The sequence below is a fragment of the Acinetobacter sp. AHP123 genome (assembly GCF_023757925.1).
Lineage (GTDB): Bacteria > Pseudomonadota > Gammaproteobacteria > Pseudomonadales > Moraxellaceae > Acinetobacter > Acinetobacter oleivorans.
Genome location: NZ_CP092454.1, coordinates 1,651,487 through 1,671,315 on the forward strand (window position 1 = coordinate 1,651,487; position 19,829 = coordinate 1,671,315).

13 protein-coding genes, 2 tRNA genes, 3 rRNA genes and 2 pseudogenes are annotated in these 19,829 nt (G+C 42.3%); 14 read left to right on the forward strand and 6 right to left on the reverse strand.

The features are described 5' to 3' along the window. Positions 1–109 precede the first annotated feature (109 nt). The 5 genes from MJX77_RS07940 to rrf all read left to right on the forward strand — a co-directional run bounded on the left by MJX77_RS07940 (position 110) and on the right by rrf (position 5,453). Positions 110–1,647 (forward strand): 16S ribosomal RNA (locus MJX77_RS07940). A 59-nt stretch (positions 1,648–1,706) separates the two neighbouring features. Beyond that, positions 1,707–1,783 (forward strand) — tRNA-Ile (locus tag MJX77_RS07945). A gap of 55 nt (positions 1,784–1,838) precedes the next feature. Beyond that, positions 1,839–1,914 (forward strand) — tRNA-Ala (locus MJX77_RS07950). Between the two features lie 352 nt (positions 1,915–2,266). Further along, positions 2,267–5,159, forward strand: a 23S ribosomal RNA gene (locus MJX77_RS07955). Between the two features lie 179 nt (positions 5,160–5,338). Further along, a 5S ribosomal RNA gene (gene rrf, locus MJX77_RS07960) occupies positions 5,339–5,453 on the forward strand. The 16S, 23S and 5S rRNA genes sit together here with 2 tRNA genes alongside, the layout of an rRNA operon. Before the next feature lie 152 nt (positions 5,454–5,605). Here rrf and MJX77_RS07965 read toward each other — a convergent pair. Next, positions 5,606–5,695 (reverse strand): annotated as a pseudogene (locus MJX77_RS07965) (TIGR04219 family outer membrane beta-barrel protein); the annotation flags it as partial. Positions 5,696–5,774: 79 nt separating this feature from the next. On the opposite strand from MJX77_RS07965, the gene MJX77_RS07970 reads away from it, so the two are divergent. The 3 genes from MJX77_RS07970 (at position 5,775) to MJX77_RS07980 (ending at position 8,009) form a co-directional block, all read left to right on the forward strand. Then, complete coding sequence (locus tag MJX77_RS07970) at positions 5,775–6,125, forward strand: GFA family protein (protein ID WP_252061124.1); 351 nt, start codon at positions 5,775–5,777, stop codon at positions 6,123–6,125. Between the two features lie 20 nt (positions 6,126–6,145). Next, the gene (locus MJX77_RS07975) at positions 6,146–6,709 is read left to right on the forward strand and encodes a DUF4256 domain-containing protein (RefSeq protein WP_252061126.1); all 564 of its coding nucleotides are present in this window, start codon (positions 6,146–6,148) and stop codon (positions 6,707–6,709) included. A 136-nt stretch (positions 6,710–6,845) separates the two neighbouring features. After that, positions 6,846–8,009, forward strand: a complete 1,164-nt coding sequence (locus MJX77_RS07980) for an acyl-CoA dehydrogenase family protein (protein ID WP_252061128.1) — start codon at positions 6,846–6,848, stop codon at positions 8,007–8,009. Between the two features lie 32 nt (positions 8,010–8,041). Here the strand turns inward: MJX77_RS07980 and MJX77_RS07985 are convergent, their stop codons facing one another. After that, positions 8,042–8,641, reverse strand: a complete 600-nt coding sequence (locus tag MJX77_RS07985) for a TetR/AcrR family transcriptional regulator (RefSeq protein WP_252061129.1) — start codon at positions 8,639–8,641, stop codon at positions 8,042–8,044. 185 nt (positions 8,642–8,826) lie between these two features. Between MJX77_RS07985 and MJX77_RS07990 the strand changes: the two genes are divergently transcribed. The 6 genes from MJX77_RS07990 to MJX77_RS08015 are packed head-to-tail and all read left to right on the forward strand — an operon-like array spanning position 8,827 to position 17,206. Further along, positions 8,827–10,632 (forward strand): acyclic terpene utilization AtuA family protein, encoded by a 1,806-nt coding sequence (locus MJX77_RS07990; RefSeq protein WP_252061130.1) that lies wholly within the window; start codon positions 8,827–8,829, stop codon positions 10,630–10,632. Between the two features lie 20 nt (positions 10,633–10,652). Further along, the gene (locus tag MJX77_RS07995) at positions 10,653–11,564 is read left to right on the forward strand and encodes an SDR family oxidoreductase (protein WP_252061131.1); all 912 of its coding nucleotides are present in this window, start codon (positions 10,653–10,655) and stop codon (positions 11,562–11,564) included. Positions 11,565–11,574: 10 nt separating this feature from the next. After that, entirely contained in the window at positions 11,575–13,188 is a 1,614-nt protein-coding gene (locus MJX77_RS08000) for an acyl-CoA carboxylase subunit beta (protein ID WP_252061132.1), read from the forward strand. Positions 13,189–13,236: 48 nt separating this feature from the next. Beyond that, on the forward strand, positions 13,237–14,394 hold the full coding sequence (locus MJX77_RS08005) for an acyl-CoA dehydrogenase family protein (protein ID WP_100193024.1): 1,158 nt from the start codon (positions 13,237–13,239) through the stop codon (positions 14,392–14,394). A gap of 16 nt (positions 14,395–14,410) precedes the next feature. Then, positions 14,411–15,247: an enoyl-CoA hydratase/isomerase family protein gene (locus MJX77_RS08010; protein ID WP_252061133.1), complete on the forward strand. Its 837-nt coding sequence runs from the start codon at positions 14,411–14,413 to the stop codon at positions 15,245–15,247. An 18-nt stretch (positions 15,248–15,265) separates the two neighbouring features. Next, positions 15,266–17,206, forward strand: a complete 1,941-nt coding sequence (locus tag MJX77_RS08015) for an acetyl/propionyl/methylcrotonyl-CoA carboxylase subunit alpha (protein WP_252061134.1) — start codon at positions 15,266–15,268, stop codon at positions 17,204–17,206. A gap of 52 nt (positions 17,207–17,258) precedes the next feature. On the opposite strand, the gene MJX77_RS08020 is transcribed toward MJX77_RS08015, so the two are convergent. The 4 genes and pseudogenes from MJX77_RS08020 to MJX77_RS08035 form a co-directional block, all read right to left on the reverse strand. Next, positions 17,259–17,678: a roadblock/LC7 domain-containing protein gene (locus tag MJX77_RS08020; RefSeq protein ID WP_004796294.1), complete on the reverse strand. Its 420-nt coding sequence runs from the start codon at positions 17,676–17,678 to the stop codon at positions 17,259–17,261. Next, positions 17,671–18,230: pseudogene (locus tag MJX77_RS08025) on the reverse strand (GTP-binding protein). The gene MJX77_RS08020 and the pseudogene MJX77_RS08025 overlap by 8 nt, the downstream one beginning before the upstream one ends. An 8-nt stretch (positions 18,231–18,238) precedes the next feature. Beyond that, complete coding sequence (locus MJX77_RS08030) at positions 18,239–19,204, reverse strand: hypothetical protein (RefSeq protein ID WP_252061135.1); 966 nt, start codon at positions 19,202–19,204, stop codon at positions 18,239–18,241. A gap of 83 nt (positions 19,205–19,287) precedes the next feature. Then, complete coding sequence (locus tag MJX77_RS08035) at positions 19,288–19,647, reverse strand: roadblock/LC7 domain-containing protein (RefSeq protein WP_005299893.1); 360 nt, start codon at positions 19,645–19,647, stop codon at positions 19,288–19,290. Positions 19,648–19,829: the final 182 nt, after the last annotated feature.

Here is a 19,829-nt window from a genome sequence, read left to right on the forward strand (position 1 = left end):
ATTGATTGATTGGTTTAAATTACTCGAAGTTTATTTGAGCGAAATTTAAGTCAGAAAATTGATGAGCCAGAATTGGCACCTTGTCTTTAATAAGGTGCAAAATGATTTTTAACTGAAGAGTTTGATCATGGCTCAGATTGAACGCTGGCGGCAGGCTTAACACATGCAAGTCGAGCGGAGAGAGGTAGCTTGCTACTGATCTTAGCGGCGGACGGGTGAGTAATGCTTAGGAATCTGCCTATTAGTGGGGGACAACATTTCGAAAGGAATGCTAATACCGCATACGTCCTACGGGAGAAAGCAGGGGATCTTCGGACCTTGCGCTAATAGATGAGCCTAAGTCGGATTAGCTAGTTGGTGGGGTAAAGGCCTACCAAGGCGACGATCTGTAGCGGGTCTGAGAGGATGATCCGCCACACTGGGACTGAGACACGGCCCAGACTCCTACGGGAGGCAGCAGTGGGGAATATTGGACAATGGGCGGAAGCCTGATCCAGCCATGCCGCGTGTGTGAAGAAGGCCTTATGGTTGTAAAGCACTTTAAGCGAGGAGGAGGCTACTTTAGTTAATACCTAGAGATAGTAGACGTTACTCGCAGAATAAGCACCGGCTAACTCTGTGCCAGCAGCCGCGGTAATACAGAGGGTGCAAGCGTTAATCGGATTTACTGGGCGTAAAGCGCGCGTAGGCGGCTAATTAAGTCAAATGTGAAATCCCCGAGCTTAACTTGGGAATTGCATTCGATACTGGTTAGCTAGAGTGTGGGAGAGGATGGTAGAATTCCAGGTGTAGCGGTGAAATGCGTAGAGATCTGGAGGAATACCGATGGCGAAGGCAGCCATCTGGCCTAACACTGACGCTGAGGTGCGAAAGCATGGGGAGCAAACAGGATTAGATACCCTGGTAGTCCATGCCGTAAACGATGTCTACTAGCCGTTGGGGCCTTTGAGGCTTTAGTGGCGCAGCTAACGCGATAAGTAGACCGCCTGGGGAGTACGGTCGCAAGACTAAAACTCAAATGAATTGACGGGGGCCCGCACAAGCGGTGGAGCATGTGGTTTAATTCGATGCAACGCGAAGAACCTTACCTGGCCTTGACATAGTAAGAACTTTCCAGAGATGGATTGGTGCCTTCGGGAACTTACATACAGGTGCTGCATGGCTGTCGTCAGCTCGTGTCGTGAGATGTTGGGTTAAGTCCCGCAACGAGCGCAACCCTTTTCCTTATTTGCCAGCGAGTAATGTCGGGAACTTTAAGGATACTGCCAGTGACAAACTGGAGGAAGGCGGGGACGACGTCAAGTCATCATGGCCCTTACGGCCAGGGCTACACACGTGCTACAATGGTCGGTACAAAGGGTTGCTACCTAGCGATAGGATGCTAATCTCAAAAAGCCGATCGTAGTCCGGATTGGAGTCTGCAACTCGACTCCATGAAGTCGGAATCGCTAGTAATCGCGGATCAGAATGCCGCGGTGAATACGTTCCCGGGCCTTGTACACACCGCCCGTCACACCATGGGAGTTTGTTGCACCAGAAGTAGCTAGCCTAACTGCAAAGAGGGCGGTTACCACGGTGTGGCCGATGACTGGGGTGAAGTCGTAACAAGGTAGCCGTAGGGGAACCTGCGGCTGGATCACCTCCTTAACGAAAGATTGACGATTGGTAAGAATCCACAACAAGTTGTTCTTCATAGATGTATCTGAGGGTCTGTAGCTCAGTTGGTTAGAGCACACGCTTGATAAGCGTGGGGTCACAAGTTCAAGTCTTGTCAGACCCACCATGACTTTGACTGGTTGAAGTTATAGATAAAAGATACATGACTGATGATGTAAGCTGGGGACTTAGCTTAGTTGGTAGAGCGCCTGCTTTGCACGCAGGAGGTCAGGAGTTCGACTCTCCTAGTCTCCACCAGAACTTAAGAGAAGTTCGGATTACAGAAATTAGTAAATAAAGATTTAGATCTTGGTTTATTAACTTCTGTGATTTAAGTATCACGGTATTAAGCATGACCTGACGAAGGCATGTTTATTCATTAACAGATTGGCAAAATTGAGTCTGAAATAAATTGTTCACTCAAGAGTTTAGATTAAGTAATTAATCTAGATGAATTGAGAACTAGCAAATTAACTGAATCAAGCGTTTTGGTATATGAATTTAGATTGAAGCTGTACAGTGTTTAAGTACACAGACAACAGATAGTAGCGATGAAGAATCGCACGGACAACACTCACTTGTAAGTGTTGACGACTGTTTGGGGTTGTATAGTCAAGTAATTAAGTGCATGTGGTGGATGCCTTGGCAGTCAGAGGCGATGAAAGACGTAATAGCCTGCGATAAGCTCCGGGGAGGCGGCAAATATCCTTTGATCCGGAGATTTCTGAATGGGGGAACCCACCTACTTTAAGGTAGGTATTGCAACATGAATACATAGTGTTGCAAGGCGAACGAGGGGAAGTGAAACATCTCAGTACCCTTAGGAAAAGAAATCAATTGAGATTCCCTTAGTAGCGGCGAGCGAACGGGGATCAGCCCATTAAGTTATGTGTGTTTTAGTGGAACGCTCTGGGAAGTGCGAACGTAGAGGGTGATATTCCCGTACACGAAAGGGCACACATAATGATGACGAGTAGGGCGAGGCACGTGAAACCTTGTCTGAATATGGGGGGACCATCCTCCAAGGCTAAATACTCCTGACTGACCGATAGTGAACCAGTACCGTGAGGGAAAGGCGAAAAGAACCCCTGTGAGGGGAGTGAAATAGATCCTGAAACCGCATGCATACAAGCAGTGGGAGCCGACTTGTTCGGTGACTGCGTACCTTTTGTATAATGGGTCAGCGACTTATATTCAGTAGCGAGGTTAACCGTATAGGGGAGCCGTAGAGAAATCGAGTCTTAATAGGGCGTTTAGTTGCTGGGTATAGACCCGAAACCAGGCGATCTATCCATGAGCAGGTTGAAGGTTGGGTAACACTAACTGGAGGACCGAACCCACTGTCGTTGAAAAGCCAGGGGATGACTTGTGGATAGGGGTGAAAGGCTAATCAAGCCTGGTGATAGCTGGTTCTCCCCGAAAGCTATTTAGGTAGCGCCTCGGACGAATACCATAGGGGGTAGAGCACTGTTTCGGCTAGGGGGTCATCCCGACTTACCAAACCGATGCAAACTCCGAATACCTATGAGTACTATCCGGGAGACAGACTGCGGGTGCTAACGTCCGTAGTCAAGAGGAAAACAATCCAGACCGCCAGCTAAGGCCCCAAAATCATAGTTAAGTGGGAAACGATGTGGGAAGGCATAGACAGCTAGGAGGTTGGCTTAGAAGCAGCCACCCTTTAAAGAAAGCGTAATAGCTCACTAGTCGAGTCGGCCTGCGCGGAAGATGTAACGGGGCTAAAACTATGTGCCGAAGCTGCGGATTTGACTTTTAGTCAAGTGGTAGGGGAGCGTTCTGTAAGCCGATGAAGGTGTATTGAGAAGTATGCTGGAGGTATCAGAAGTGCGAATGCTGACGTGAGTAACGACAAAACGGGTGAAAAACCCGTTCGCCGAAAGACCAAGGGTTCCAGTCCAACGTTAATCGGGGCTGGGTGAGTCGACCCCTAAGGCGAGGCCGAAAGGCGTAGTCGATGGGAAATTGGTTAATATTCCAATACTTCTGTGTAATGCGATGAGAGGACGGAGAAGGTTAAGTCAGCCTGGCGTTGGTTGTCCAGGTGGAAGGAAGTAGGCATGCATCTTAGGCAAATCCGGGGTGCTCTATGCTGAGATCTGATAGCAAGCTGTACTTGTACAGCGAAGTGGCTGATACCATGCTTCCAGGAAAAGTCTCTAAGCTTCAGTTACACAGGAATCGTACCCGAAACCGACACAGGTGGTCAGGTCGAGTAGACCAAGGCGCTTGAGAGAACTCTGCTGAAGGAACTAGGCAAAATGGTACCGTAACTTCGGGAGAAGGTACGCTGCTGACGGTGATGACCCTTGCGGTCTGAGCTATTGGCAGCCACAGAAACCAGGCCGCTGCAACTGTTTATTAAAAACATAGCACTCTGCAAACACGAAAGTGGACGTATAGGGTGTGATGCCTGCCCGGTGCTGGAAGGTTAATTGATGGGGTTAGCGTAAGCGAAGCTCTTGATCGAAGCCCCAGTAAACGGCGGCCGTAACTATAACGGTCCTAAGGTAGCGAAATTCCTTGTCGGGTAAGTTCCGACCTGCACGAATGGCATAATGATGGCGGCGCTGTCTCCAGCAGAGGCTCAGTGAAATCGAAATCGCTGTGAAGATGCAGTGTACCCGCGGCTAGACGGAAAGACCCCGTGAACCTTTACTGCAGCTTGACATTGAACTTTGACCTTACTTGTGTAGGATAGGTGGGAGGCTTTGAAGTTGGAACGCTAGTTCCAATGGAGCCGTCCTTGAAATACCACCCTGGTAATGTTGAGGTTCTAACTCTGCCCCGTAATCCGGGGCGAGGACCATGTCTGGTGGGTAGTTTGACTGGGGCGGTCTCCTCCTAAAGAGTAACGGAGGAGTACGAAGGTGCGCTCAGCGTGGTCGGAAATCACGCGTAGAGTATAAAGGCAAAAGCGCGCTTAACTGCGAGACCCACAAGTCGAGCAGGTACGAAAGTAGGTCTTAGTGATCCGGTGGTTCTGTATGGAAGGGCCATCGCTCAACGGATAAAAGGTACTCTGGGGATAACAGGCTGATACCGCCCAAGAGTTCATATCGACGGCGGTGTTTGGCACCTCGATGTCGGCTCATCTCATCCTGGGGCTGAAGCAGGTCCCAAGGGTATGGCTGTTCGCCATTTAAAGAGGTACGCGAGCTGGGTTTAGAACGTCGTGAGACAGTTCGGTCCCTATCTACCGTGGGCGCTGGAAATTTGAGAGGATCTGCTCCTAGTACGAGAGGACCAGAGTGGACGAACCTCTGGTGTACCGGTTGTGACGCCAGTCGCATCGCCGGGTAGCTATGTTCGGAAGGGATAACCGCTGAAAGCATCTAAGCGGGAAGCCTACCTCAAGATAAGATTTCCCTAGGACTTTATGTCCTCTAAAGAGCCGTTCGAGACTAGGACGTTGATAGGTTGGATGTGGAAGCATAGTGATATGTGAAGCTGACCAATACTAATTGCTCGTGAGGCTTGACTATACAACACCCAAGCAGTTGTATATAAAGCATCAATCGATTCATTAATATGCAAAGCAACTTGATTTAGTTATATGCTTAGCTAAAATGAACAAATAAAGTAAGATTCAATCAGCCCATCTGTAAAGATTTGGAAAACGCATCGGCATATTAAGACCAATGCAAGTATCCATACCAGTTGTGCTGGCGACCATAGCAAGAGTGAACCACCTGATCCCTTCCCGAACTCAGAAGTGAAACCTCTTAGCGCTGATGGTAGTGTGGGGTTTCCCATGTGAGAGTAAGTCATCGCCAGCTCATTATTCTAACACCCCGGTCTCGAAAGAAACCGGGGTGTTTCTTTATGGGAAATTAAATTAATCTATTAATTTAGATGCAGTAAGACCATAAAAAAGGACTCTATATGAGTCCTTTTTTATATATGAAGGAAACTTCGAACCCGTTCTAAGTTAGAAATAGGCTTCTAAGCCTACATATGGGCCCTTAAATTCAAACTTAAGATCATTATTATCGTAGTCATCTAAATCAATATTAAGTAGCTCGATTACATTTTTATATGGAAACTTATTCTTTAAACTGGAAAAGTAAATAGGATGAAAATTATAAAGAGTAAGAATAATGAAATATCAAGGAAGTTGTCATTGTGGTCAGGTAAAGTTTGTCGCAGAAGGTGAGCTAATAGAAGCCTTATCTTGTAATTGTTCAATATGTCAAAAGAAAGGCTCATTGCTTTGGTTCTTACCCAGTAATCAAGTTAAAGTTTCTTTAGAAACGCCTGAAATTTTAGCGAACTATACTTTTAATAAACATGTGATTAATCATCATTTCTGCAAAAATTGTGGTATTCATCCTTATGCTGAAGGTATAGATCCCCAAGGTAATTCTATATTGGCGATTAATGTTCGATGTATAGATGACTTTGACTTAGATAAAATAAAAATAAATTATTTTGATGGACGTTCAGTTTAATAATTATAAGGATTTATTCAATGACAACTAAAAAACAATTAACTCCAACAGAATTAGATTCACTGCTTGAACTATTAAAGAAGAGATTTGAAAAGAACACACATCGCCATAAAGAAATTGATTGGACAAATGTCCGAGCTAAATTATTAGAATCGCCTGAAAAATTATGGTCATTGCAAGAAATGGAAAATACTGGAGGAGAACCTGATGTTATCTCTTATGATCAACAGAAGGATGAGTATTTATTTGTTGATTGTTCTCCTGAGGCACCCAAAGGTCGTAGAAGCCTTTGTTATGATCGAGAGGCTTTGGAGGCTAGAAAAGATCATCCTCCCAAAAATAGTGCAATCGATGTGGCTAAAGAAATGGGAGCTGAGCTTCTCACAGAAGAGCAATACCATGAATTACAAAAGTTAGGGGAGTTTGATCTTAAAACATCAAGTTGGCTCAAAACCCCAGATGAGATTCGACGGTTAGATGGAGCTATTTTTGCTGACCGACGTTATAGTCGGGTATTCATTTATCATAATGGAGCACAGTCTTATTATGCTGTTCGTGGTTTCCGTTGCTGCTTAAGAGTATAGGTGTTGTGCATAAATAAAAATAATTCTGTTTGATGTTTTATGCCAAGAAAATGGAGATTCTTGCAACTTTTGATTGACTGTAAACATGACAAGATATGTTTAGGAATTATATAAAAACATCAGGACATTTCTAAATATGCAACTCAATCCAATTTATTATAATGAACAACACATTGCTTTTGCTGACAATGTTCGCCGATTTGTACAAAAAGAAATGGCTCCTTTTGTTAATGAGTGGGATGAGGCTGAGACATTTCCTAGAGAGCTTTATAGAAAGGCAGCTGAAATTGGTCTATTAGGTCTAGGTTTTCCAGAAGAATATGGTGGTATTCCTGATGCAGATCCATTCTATTCATTACTGGCTGGTATTGAAATGGCAAAGGGGGGTTCTGGGGGAGTACATACCTCACTTATGGTGCACACAATTGGTGCCCCTCCCATTCAGCATTTTGGAAGTGAGGAGTTAAAGGCTAGAGTCCTGCCAAGTATTATTTCCGGTGAAAAAATTTCTGCTTTAGCTATTACAGAACCTGGTGGTGGCTCGGATGTCGCTGCATTACAGACTAAAGCTGTTCGTAATGGTGATTACTATATTGTCTCGGGTGAGAAGACGTTTATCACATCGGGAATTCGTGCAGATTACTATACAGTTGCAGTGCGTACAGACCCAACTAAAACAGGTGCAGAAGGTATTTCAATGTTGCTCGTTGATGCGCACAGTGAAGGAATTACTAAAACACCTTTAAAGAAAATGGGATGGTGGGCTTCAGATACGGCTCATTTGCATTTTGATCAAGTACGAGTACCTGCATCAAATCTGCTCGGCAAAGAAAACGCCGGTTTTAAAGTTATTATGAATAACTTTAATATGGAGCGGTTCTTCTTGGGAGTTGTGGCTTATGGGTATGCATTAGTCTGTTACGAAGAAGCTTTAGAGTGGGCGCAACAACGGAAAACTTTTGGTAAGCGATTAATTGATCATCAAGTGGTTCGTCATAAATTGGTAGATATGGCAACACAATTGACCTCAACACGGGCATTGCTTGAAGAAACTGCATGGAAAATGACTCAGCCGAAGTTACAAGGACCTGAGTTAGTAGCTCAAATTTCGATGCTGAAAAATGTTGCGACTCGCACTATGCAATTTTGTGCTGATGCAGCTGTCCAAACATTAGGTGGTATGGGCTTTATGCGAGGTACCAAGTCGGAACGTATTTACCGTGAGGTGAAGGTCAATATGATTGGTGGTGGTGCTGAAGAAATTATGAAAGATTTGATTAGTAAGCAGTTGGCTTACTGATTTTTATAAGGTGGTCATTTAGCCACCTTTTATTATTTTAAAGCCATCTCCCAGACCATTTCGGTTAACCCATCAATTTTGACTTTACCCTCAGCTTTATACCAAGTGACGGTCCACGAAATTGCACCACCAACTAATCTTCGCCAAATAAAGGCATCATGCTTTACCTTGCCTTCAGTGCGTAATTTTTCAATAACATCCAACCAGATTTGCTCATATTCATTACGCATTTTTAAAAGATAATCTTGTTTTTCTTTTGATAGGGCAAACCATTCATAAACCAAAACAGCCATGGCTGCCCCTGTGTCTCCAGTAATTGAAATGAGTTCAGATTTAATAAGAGCACGGAGTTGTTGTTCTGGATTGGTAGATTGAGCTGCCGCATCTTGTAAACGAGCAAGATTGTAAATAATGGTTTCCTCCATCACGTGAGCGAGGATGTCATCTTTACTTTTAAAGTGGTGGAATAAGCTTCCCGACTGGATTCCAATAAATTGAGCAAGTTCGCGTACGGTAGTTTTATCATAGCCTTGTTTGTGAAATAGATAAGCAGCCCCCCGTAATAAACGACCACGTGGGCTATCGTCAAAGCAAGAGATATTTGGAATCTGTTCAATTGAAGTAGCAATCATGCGAAAGCTGGTTCCTCTATATAAAAATACTTAACAGAAAAGTTTGCCAAATCTCATCATGTTTTAGCTTAGCTGTCGAGTTTGGCAGTTTTGGTCAATTTCACAATAACATTTTGCTCTTTACAAACCAAGCGCTTGCTTGGTAATGTTGAGTGTAATTTTTAAACAAAATAATGAGAAATAAGATGGCAAGTAATCAACAGGATGATGAGCATGTCGTAAAAATAGGTTGTGCCTCAGGTTTTTGGGGAGACACCAATACTGCCGCTTTCCAATTAGTACATCTAACCGATATTAATTATTTGGTTTTTGATTATTTGTCAGAGATCACTATGTCGATTATGGCAAAAGCGAAGATGGTGGAACCAAAGCATGGTTATGCTTTGGATTTTGTCAGTCGAGTGATGGCACCTCTAATTAAAAAAATTGCAGAAAAAAAGATTAAGGTAATTAGTAATGCTGGTGGTGTTAATCCATTGGCGTGTCGAGATGCCTTGCAAAAAATAATTAAAGAATATGGTCTAGATCTGAAAGTTGCCGTGGTTTTAGGCGATGATCTTTTAGCGCAGCATGAACAACTCAAACAGCAAAATATTCAGGAAATGTTTAGCGGTGAAGCTTTGCCAGAACAGGTGGCAAGCAGTAATGCTTATTTAGGTGCGGTGGCTATTCGCGATGCTTTAAATTTAGGCGCAGATATTGTGATTACTGGTCGAGTAGTTGATTCGGCAGTGGTGCTTGCCCCTTTACTTCATGAATATCAATGGTCTTTAGATGACTACGATAAGTTGGCACAAGGTTCCTTGGCAGGTCATGTCATTGAATGTGGTGCGCAATGTACAGGCGGTAATTTTACCGATTGGCAATTGGTACAAGGCTTCGACAACATGGGGTTTCCAGTGGTTGAAGTGACTGAAGATGGTTCATTCGTTGTGACCAAACCACAAGGGACAGGTGGTCTGGTTTCTACCGCCACGGTTGCTGAGCAAATTGTTTATGAAATTGGCAATCCTCAAGCATATTTACTACCTGATGTAATTGCTGATTTCAGCCACGTGCACTTAGAGCAAGTCGGGGAGCACCGAGTTCGTGTGACGGGTGCAAAAGGGCAAGCACCGACTGCGCAATATAAAGTCAGCGCGACCTATCCTGATGGCTATCGGGTTTTAGTCAGTTTCTTAATTGCAGGACGTGAGGCACCACAAAAAGCGCAAGTGATTGCTGATGCAATTTTGGCGAAATGTGAGCGTGTTTTAGCAATGCGTTCGGTGCCGCCATTTAGTGAAAAGTCGGTTGAAATCTTAGGTATTGAAAGTACCTATGGAGCACATGCTCAGGCTTTAAATAGCCGTGAAGTTGTGGTCAAAATAGCTGTAAAACACATGTTTAAAGAAGCATGTATGTTCTTTGCGTCTGAAATTGCACAGGCCTCTACAGGTATGGCTCCCGCCTTGGCAGGAATTGTTGGAGGTCGACCAAAAGCATCTCCAGTGATTAAGTTATTTTCATTTTTAATTGATAAAAATCAAATTAATGTCGAAATCGATTTTGATGGAAACCGTTATCAGGTTGAGATTCCTCGGAACACTTCTACAGAGCAATTCAATACTTTAGCAGCGGGTGAAAGTGCGGTTTATCAAGGGAATGAAATTGAAGTTCCTTTGATTGAAATTGCGCATGCCCGTAGTGGTGATAAAGGCAATCATAGCAATATCGGTGTGATTGCGCGTAAAGCAGAATATTTACCATGGATTCGTGCAGCACTGACTGAACAGACGGTTGCAAGTTATATGCAGCATGTCTTGGATGCTGAGAAAGGGCGAGTAATCCGTTATGAGTTACTGGGTTTAAATGCACTGAATTTTATGTTGGAGAATGCTTTAGGCGGTGGTGGTGTTGCAAGCCTGCGAATCGATCCGCAAGGTAAAGCATTTGCACAACAATTATTGGATATGCCTGTCAAAGTTCCGGCAAATCTTTTAGAAAAATAAAATGAATGGATGAAACAAAGATGAGTTATCAATCAATTTTTAGACCAGATGCTTTTGCTAATAAAGTCATTATTGTGACAGGTGGCGGCTCAGGTATTGGTCGTTGTACAGCACATGAGCTTGCTGCTCTTGGTGCCCAAGTGGTGATTACAGGACGCAAAATTGAGAAATTAGAGAAAGTAAGCCAAGAAATTATAGAAGATGGTGGTCAGGTTCATTTCATTGTTTGTGATAACCGTGAAGAAGAACAAGTGAAAAATATGATTGCCGAAGTGATTGAGAAATTCGGCAAGCTCGATGGGCTTGTAAATAATGCGGGTGGCCAGTTCCCGGCAGCTTTAGAGAATATCTCTGTAAATGGTTTTGATGCAGTAGTGCGTAATAATTTGCACGCAACTTTCTATTTAATGCGTGAAGCTTATAACCAATGGATGGCAAAACATGGTGGCAGTATTGTCAACATGACTGCTGATATGTGGGGCGGCATGCCGGGAATGGGGCATTCTGGCGCTGCGCGTTCGGGAGTTGATAACTTAACTAAAACAGCATCAGTTGAGTGGGGGAAATCAGGTGTTCGTGTAAATGCGGTTGCACCGGGGTGGATTGTGTCATCTGGTATGGATAATTATAGCGGTGATTTTGCCAAAGTAATTATTCCAAGTCTTGCTGGCAATGTACCGCTAAAACGTATGGGAACTGAGTCAGAAGTATCGTCGGCGATTTGTTATTTACTGTCCGATGCTGCGGCTTTTGTTTCTGGCGTGACCTTACGTATTGATGGTGCTGCCTCACAAGGAACACGCATGTATCCACTAGCTGAGGCGACAAATAGTCAGTCTTATAATGGTTTCCATCGTGCATTTATTCCTGAAATTTTTAAAAAAGATAAGACTGAAAAAGTCGAGCAAAGCAATAATTCAGGCTCGGAGTGAGGAATAAAAAATGACCATTCTTCAATCCGAAATTGCTGTTGGTAGTGAACAGTATCAAAAAAATAAAGAGGCACTGCTTGCTCAGCTGAGTGAAGTCCGTGCAATTCAACAAAAAAGTATTGATAAATCGTATGCTGCCAAATCGAAGTTCGATAAAAAAGGCAAGATTTTGCCGCATGAGCGGGTGCGGTTATTACTTGATGCCGATTCGCCTTTCGTGGAGCTTTGTGGTTTGGTTGGCTACAACATGCATGATGACAAGGATGGCTCCGAAGCTGGTGGTGGTGTAATTGCTGGGATTGGTTTTGTCAGTGGTGTGCGCTGTCTGGTCTCTGCAAGTAATAGTGCGATCAAGGGCGGGACCATGTCCCCTATGGGTGTACAAAAAACTTTGCGTTTGCAAAAAATTGCCTTAGAACAAAAAATTCCGCTGATTACGCTGACTGAAAGTGGCGGTGCCAACTTAAATTATGCAGCTGAAGTATTTACTTATGGCGGTATGACCTTTGCCAATCAGGCACGTCTTTCTGCGGCGGGTATTCCCCAACTTGCAGTGGTGCATGGTAATGCAACGGCAGGAGGAGCTTATCAACCCGGTCTTTCCGATTATGTCATTGCTGTACGCAAACAAACCGAAATGTTACTTGCAGGCCCACCTTTACTTTTAGCTGCCACTGGTGAAATTGCAACAGCTGAAGAGTTGGGTGGGGCAGAAATGCATGCACAGGTTGCCGGAACAGCAGAATATTTAGCAGAAAATGATGCTGATGGTATTCGACTTGCACGTGAAATTTTTGAACATCTGAACTGGAAAGAGCAAATCAAACCAGTTGAAACGACTTATAAAGAACCTCGTTACGATGCCGATGAACTGTTGGGTGTTATTCCAAGTGACCCTAAACAACCATTTAACATGAAAGAAGTGGTTGCGCGCATTATTGATGATTCAGATTTTCTAGAATTTAAACAGGAATATGATGATTTAACGGTATGTGGCTGGGCAAAAATTGGAGGCTTGCATATTGGTATTATTACCAATAATGGCCCGATTACACCTCAAGGGGCAGCGAAAGCAGCTCAGTTTATACACCTGTGTGAGCAAACCAAACGTCCATTATTGTTCTTGCATAACACCACAGGTTTTATGGTGGGAACCGATGCCGAGCAAAATGGCATTATTAAGCATGGCTCAAAACTGATTCAAGCGGTTGCCAATTGTTCTGTACCTAAAATTTCAATTGTTGTGGCAGGCTCATATGGTGCAGGTAACTATGCAATGTGTGGTCGGAGTTTATCGCCAGACTTTATTTTTGCTTGGCCAAATTCGCATGTTGCTGTAATGGGCGCTGCACAAGCTGGAAAGGTGCTACGCATTGTGGCTGAAGGAAAGCAAAAAGCTTCTGGTCAGGAGCCTAATCCGCAAATGCTCGATTTTCTTGAACAAAGTACGGCCATGAAATTGGAGCAGCAATCTACCGCGCTTTTCAATACGGCCATGCTACATGACGATGGCATTATCGATCCGCGAGATACTCGAAAATTATTAATTTTCCTTTTACAAACCATTTATGAAGCACAGCAACGAGAGCTAAATCCAACTCGTTTTGGTGTGTCCCGTTTTTAATCAACATTTACCGCTACCGCAATTAAAAAAATTAATAGGAATAACACCATGAAATTTACTGCCGAACATGAAGCATTGCGCCGCACAGCTCGTCAATTTGTTCAAAATGAGCTGAATCCACATATTCCAGAATGGGAAGCTGCGGGGCAGTTCCCAATCCACGATGTATTTAAAAAAATGGGTGATCTTGGTTTATTAGGAATTTGTAAGCCTGAGGAAAATGGTGGTTTGGCATTAGATTATTCGTATAACCTTGTAGTTGCAGAAGAAATTGGATATGCCGCTTGTGGCGGGGTACCTTTGGCGATTGGTGTGCAAACCGATATGGCAACACCTGCTTTGGCGCGTTTTGGTAGCAAAGAATTACGTGATGAGTTTTTAACACCAGCGATTGCTGGGGAATATGTCGCATCCATTGCAGTATCAGAAGTACATGCTGGTTCGGATGTTGCTGCTATTAAAACGACTGCTAAAAAAGATGGCGATGACTATGTCATTAACGGCAGCAAAATGTGGATTACCAACTCATTGCAGGCCGACTTCTTTTGTCTTTTAGCCAATACATCTGATGATAAACCACACGTTAATAAGTCGATGATTATTGTGCCGGCAAAGACTAAGGGGATTAGTTTTTCAGAACCATTAAATAAATTAGGTATGCGCTCAACGACCACAGCACAAGTTTATTTAGACAATGTACGTGTACCACAGCGTAATTTGGTGGGTGTTGAAGGTATGGGCTTCATGATGCAAATGATGCAATTTCAGGAAGAGCGTCTATGGGCTTGTGCCAATGCCATTGGCGGGTTGGAAAATTTAATCCAAAAGACCATCGACTATACAAAAGAGCGTACCACTTTTGGTCAACCCCTCATTAATAACCAATATATCCATTTTCGTTTTGCCGAACTCATGACTGAAGTGGAAGCGCTTAAAGCCTTAACCTATCAAGCGTGTGAACAGCATATTGCTGGTGAAGATGTGACCAAGCTGGCATCTATGGCAAAGCTCAAAGCTGGACGTTTAACTCGTGAAGTTGCCGATAGTTGTCTGCAATACTGGGGTGGTAACGGCTTTATGTGGGATAACCCAGCATCACAGCTGTATCGTGATGGTCGTTTAGGCTCTATTGGCGGTGGGGCAGATGAGATTATGTTGGGGATTATCTGTAAGTTAATGGACATTCTGCCTAAAAAGCAGAAATAAAAATAAGGAATACACCATGACACTTTCGACATCTCTACAAGCCCTAGATCTTGATGACAGCATTCAATTAGAACAAGACGGCAGTATTTTATATCTCTGGTTAAATCGACCAGAGAGCCGTAATGCCATGAACTTGAAGATGGTCAATGCCATTCAACAAGTCTTTAATGCTATTCGCGATGACCTTTCAATTCGTGCGGTAATTATCCGTGGGGAAGGCGGAACCTTTTGTGCAGGTGGTGATATTAAAGATATGGCTGCTTTACGCGTTGAAGCAACTAACGTTGGTAGCCTGCAACCTTATACTGATTTTAACCGCCGTTTTGGTGCCATGCTTGAGCAAGTTGAAGCTGCTCCGCAAACGGTTGTAGTGATTTTAGAAGGTGCTGTTTTAGGTGGTGGTTTTGGTTTGGCCTGTGTTTCCGATGCTGCGATTAGTCGTGACAATGCCCAGTTTGGTTTACCTGAAACAGGGCTTGGTGTGATTCCTGCACAAATTGCTCCTTTTGTGGTGAAACGTATTGGCCTGACTCAGGCGCGCCGACTTGCTTTACTCGGCATGCGTTTTGAGGGCCATACCGCACTTAGTACCGGAGTGGTTCATCAAATTGCACATAATGAAATCGAATTAGAGCAAGCTCTAGAGGAAACCATTCAACACATTAAACGAGCAGCTCCTCAAGCTTCGCGTGTGACTAAAGCACTGTTACATCGAACACTCAATGAGCCTCTGAGTGATTTACTAGATGATGCTGCACAGCAGTTTGCCCAAGCGGTTGGTGGGGCTGAAGGACAAGAGGGAACGATGGCTTTTATCCAGAAACGGTTGCCAAACTGGGCTGATGAGCCATAAGAGATAAGGATAAAAATAATGATATTTTCAAAAGTACTGGTTGCCAATCGTGGTGAAATTGCAGTTCGAGTCATGCAAACTGCTAAGGCAATGGGTTATCAAACTGTCTCAGTTTATTCTGATGCTGACCATAACGCTCGCCATGTGCAAGAGGCCGATGAAGCTGTTTATATTGGTGCTTCAAAAGTATCTGAGTCATATCTTTCAATTACCAAGATAATAGATGCATGCAAAAAAACAGGTGCTGATGCAGTTCACCCTGGTTATGGCTTTTTGTCTGAAAATACTGATTTTGCTCAGGCATGTATCGATAACCAGATTACTTTTATTGGGCCTACTGCTTCTGCAATTGAGTTAATGGGCAGTAAACGCCTTTCAAAAATTGCCATGATTGGAGCAGGCGTACCTTGTGTGCCGGGTTACGAAGGTGATCATCAAGACCTTGAATATTTAGCGATACAAGCCGAGCAAATTGGCTTGCCAATTATGGTCAAAGCTTCCGCGGGTGGTGGTGGTCGTGGCATGCGTTTGGTACAACAGTCATCCGAATTGGTTGAGGCATTGCAAACCGCACGTTCCGAAGCCGAAAATGCCTTTGGTTCAGGCGAGCTCATTTTAGAAAAAGCAGTCATTGCTCCACGCCATGTCGAAATTCAGGTTTTTGGTGATACTCACGGCAATTATGTGTATTTATTTGAGCGTGATTGTTCGATCCAACGCCGTCACCAAAAGGTTGTTGAAGAGGCGCCGTGTCCGGTCATGACGCCTGAACTGCGTCAGCAAATGGGCGAAGCAGCTGTAGCAGCGGCAAAAGCATGTGCTTACGTAGGTGCAGGAACTGTTGAGTTTTTACTTGATACATCAGGTGCATTTTATTTTTTAGAAATGAATACCCGTTTACAGGTAGAGCATCCAGTCACTGAACTCATTACTGGATTAGACTTGGTTGAATGGCAGCTACGTGTTGCGAATGGTGAGCAGTTACCGTTAAAGCAACAAGAATTGACCTTACATGGACATGCTATCGAAGTGCGTTTGTATGCAGAAGACCCACGTCAGGATTTCTTACCACAAACAGGAAAAGTTTTACGCTGGAAGCCTGCAACTTTGCCAAATGTGCGTATCGATCATGGCATGTTGGCAACTGATGAAGTCAGTCCATTTTACGATCCAATGGTAGCGAAGGTGATTGCATACGGTAAAACCCGTGAGGATGCGATTCGCTTACTGGCTCGTGCAGTCGATGATAGTGTTTTACTTGGAGTGAATAGTAATAAACAGTTCTTGGTCAATTTACTGCGCCATCCAGTTGTTGTTACAGGGGATACCAATACCGCATTTATTCAGCAGCATTTTCAAAATGACAGCAGTCTACATAAGCAGGTTTTATCTTTAGAAACATTAGCGATTGCAGCGGCATTATTTAGCCAAATTAAAAGTACTGCGATGTGGCAAACTGGGCTTGGCGTACCATTACCATTAAAGCTTAAATATGATGATCAGCAAATTCAATTGCAGCTTTCATCCGTAAATAACACGTTTACGGCACAGCTTTGTGATCAAACAGTTTGTATTGAAGTGCTTGAGAGAACACCAGAGCAATTAGTTTATTTAATTGATGGCGTACGCCGCCGTGTGCAATATGTATTAGATGGTGATCAGCTTTACTTAGATCGAGAGAATGGCAATGTTGCGATACGAAATGTGACTTATGCTGCCCCTGAAATAGCTGATGTGGCTGGTGATGGCAATATTCGTGCGCCGATGGATGGCGCTGTGGTAAATATTTTGGTTAATAAAGGTGATCAAGTTGTGAAAGGTCAAACTTTATTAGTACTTGAAGCCATGAAAATCCAACAGCAGATTAAATCTGATGTGGATGGTGTAGTTGAAGATGTGTTAGGACAACAGGGGCAACAAGTAAAAAAACGACAAATGTTATTTAGTATTCAAATTTAATTAAAAAACCGCTCTATTTGAGCGGTTTTTATTTTCGATCATAAGTCTTGATTTATTCTCCATCAGCCTCTGCAATCAACTGACTTGCTTTTTTTAGACTATAAAGCAGTTGCCCTAAAAGGACCTCTTTATTGCTGAGCGTGACCATAACCATCGGGTGATGAGTTGCTGGAATAGCCGTCAGAATAGCCTTACCATTATCTGCATCTAAAGTAATGTTATTACAGCCAGTGAGTTGAATCTCTTTTAAAAAAGCAGTGACCATTGCCAAAATTGAGCTACTCACCGCTGCTAATTTGGTGGTGTTATGGTAATTTTTATGACTTACTGTCGCTAATTCAAAACCATCAGAAGAGCAAATCATTACAAAATCTACACCACGCGTATTCATCAGAATATTATGAGCTTCAGTTTTTGCCAGCTGTAACAGTTGTGTAGGGGCGGTGCGTTTTTGAGTTGGAATACTAAGCATGATCATTCCCTTGAGATGTTAACCTACTTTGACTTCAAGTGATGCAATTAATGATTCAACCATCATTAAAATTTGTTCTTGCTCGCGTGCATCAATAAAAAACAACGGATATGACAGTCCGTTTTCTTTTATCCAATGACGATATTGTTGAAGTGATGATTCTTTATTCTCATCAATATGAGTAATACCAATTGCAATATTATCATTATAATTTTTAAAGGTTTCTAAGTAGCTTTCTAGCTCGTCAATTGGATTAGGACTATTGTGATCTAATAATAAAATAACGCCAATTGCACCTTCACAAATGACCGACCATATAAAATCAAAACGGCTTTGTCCCGGGGTGCCATAGAGTCCGATTTTGATTCCATCATCTAAAGTAATTTCACCATAATCAATGCCTACAGTGGTCTGGGTTTTCTGGTGGCTTTGTACATCAGTGTTGAATGCTTCTGTTTCTAGAATTGGAATTTCAGATAGCGATTTAATCGCTTCTGTTTTACCTGCCCCCATACTACCTGCAAAGACAATTTTATATTGCTGTATAATCATAACTTCCCTTAAAGACCAAAACGCCGTCTAATCTTCCCTATAAAATTTTTAAAAAAATGACTGTCTGTATTTGAATTTTCTAAATAAGAATTGGGGGTGTAAGCACATTTATTTGCAGAAATAAATTTTCCATTATTTGCCATTAAACAAGCGGTAACGAAGCGCAAGACATCATCAATTGACAAGTTCAGCTGGTTAGCCACATCAGTAATTTTTGCTCCCTGTATAAAACAAGCAGAGAGTTGTAGGCTCACTTTTCTATATTCTTTTTGGTAGGGCTGTGGCCAATGATCAATTTTAAAATATCTATCCTCTGTAGCTAGATTTCCAAAGTTTTTTGAATGCCAAATCAAATTCCATAGCCAGTCCTGCAAATAGTAGTTTTTTTTACGAGATACTTTGGTGAAGTCAGAGGTTTTAGCAAAAGTGAAATCAAAGCTTTGATTGGTTTGAGTTTGTTGGCGTGATGGTTCCAACCAAGCCATCTGAGTCCTGTTATCAATAATGGCGAGAGTGCCTTTATCATCAAAAAGGTATAGTTTGGCATTTTCTGGGCTGTGCAAATTCCTAATAAATTTATCATCAATGAGTAGTGGCTCATTTGATAAATTTGAAACTACAACAGTCTCCTTTTGGTTTAAATAAGATATTAGGTTTATTTGTAGCCAGTCTAATAGAGATTCTAATTTTTCTAATGGCAGATGTAGGGTATGTTCATTAAGTTGATATCCATTTTGTGAAGGAGTTTTAGTAATTTTTAAATAAGGACATTTTTTCTTTTGAAGAATATTTTGAATATTATCTGAGTCAAAAAAGTTTTCATTAATTAATAATAGATCAATATGACTGTTAGAAATATTGACCCAATTAATACTATACTCATTAGATATTAACTTTCTGATTAAAGTTTTTAATTCATCTAAAACTTTTAAGCTTAAACCAGTAGTAGCAATATTTATGTAATTCCTATCCATAGTATCACATTAAGTTTTATTGAATAATATAATAGTTTTAATATGCTTTTTATAATAAATATAAAAAGCATATCTTAGATTAATTAGCTAAAGTCTAGCTCTTTTTCAAATGACTTTAACTCATGACGAGCCATAGCCAAGTTCGATTTAGCACGATCAAGCACTAAGTAAAGGAATAAATTATTATTACTTTCTAGAGGTCGAATTAAGTGGTAAGCCTTACCCAATGTAATTAAAATGTCTTCAATATTGTCATTTAATTTCAAAGCATTGGCGATATTTCGTTTTGCACGAACTACTTCTGTATTTCCAGCAGCAGCCAATTCTAAATCAATTTCCCCACCACCTTGTGTTGCAAGTGATAATCCACTTTCTGAATCAACAAGTGCAGAAGCAATAAAACCATCAATTTCAGTTAAGCTATCTAAAGAAAGTTTAGCCATGTTTTTATCTCTCAGGATTCTAAAGTTATATTTACTACTTTTTCCTAAAAGTAGTTAAAATTCATTATATTTCTGAACAATTTGAAGTCAATTAATCAAGTAAATTGAGAAGTTTCAGTTTTGGGAAAGAAGTGACGTAAAATGTCAGTTTTGAAAAACATTATAAGATTATTCTTGCATTA

Excerpts from the sequence above, each read along its gene's own strand:
- MJX77_RS08035 (WP_005299893.1), bottom strand. The coding sequence starts at position 19,647 with ATGGCTAAACTTTCTTTAGATAGCTTAACTGAAATTGATGGTTTTATT.
- MJX77_RS08030 (WP_252061135.1), bottom strand. The coding sequence starts at position 19,204 with ATGGATAGGAATTACATAAATATTGCTACTACTGGTTTAAGCTTAAAA.
- MJX77_RS07980 (WP_252061128.1), top strand. The coding sequence starts at position 6,846 with ATGCAACTCAATCCAATTTATTATAATGAACAACACATTGCTTTTGCT.
- MJX77_RS07970 (WP_252061124.1), top strand. The coding sequence starts at position 5,775 with ATGAAATATCAAGGAAGTTGTCATTGTGGTCAGGTAAAGTTTGTCGCA.
- MJX77_RS08015 (WP_252061134.1), top strand. The coding sequence starts at position 15,266 with ATGATATTTTCAAAAGTACTGGTTGCCAATCGTGGTGAAATTGCAGTT.
- MJX77_RS08020 (WP_004796294.1), bottom strand. The coding sequence starts at position 17,678 with ATGCTTAGTATTCCAACTCAAAAACGCACCGCCCCTACACAACTGTTA.
- MJX77_RS07975 (WP_252061126.1), top strand. The coding sequence starts at position 6,146 with ATGACAACTAAAAAACAATTAACTCCAACAGAATTAGATTCACTGCTT.
- MJX77_RS08010 (WP_252061133.1), top strand. The coding sequence starts at position 14,411 with ATGACACTTTCGACATCTCTACAAGCCCTAGATCTTGATGACAGCATT.
- MJX77_RS07990 (WP_252061130.1), top strand. The coding sequence starts at position 8,827 with ATGGCAAGTAATCAACAGGATGATGAGCATGTCGTAAAAATAGGTTGT.
- MJX77_RS08000 (WP_252061132.1), top strand. The coding sequence starts at position 11,575 with ATGACCATTCTTCAATCCGAAATTGCTGTTGGTAGTGAACAGTATCAA.
- MJX77_RS07985 (WP_252061129.1), bottom strand. The coding sequence starts at position 8,641 with ATGATTGCTACTTCAATTGAACAGATTCCAAATATCTCTTGCTTTGAC.
- MJX77_RS07995 (WP_252061131.1), top strand. The coding sequence starts at position 10,653 with ATGAGTTATCAATCAATTTTTAGACCAGATGCTTTTGCTAATAAAGTC.
- MJX77_RS08005 (WP_100193024.1), top strand. The coding sequence starts at position 13,237 with ATGAAATTTACTGCCGAACATGAAGCATTGCGCCGCACAGCTCGTCAA.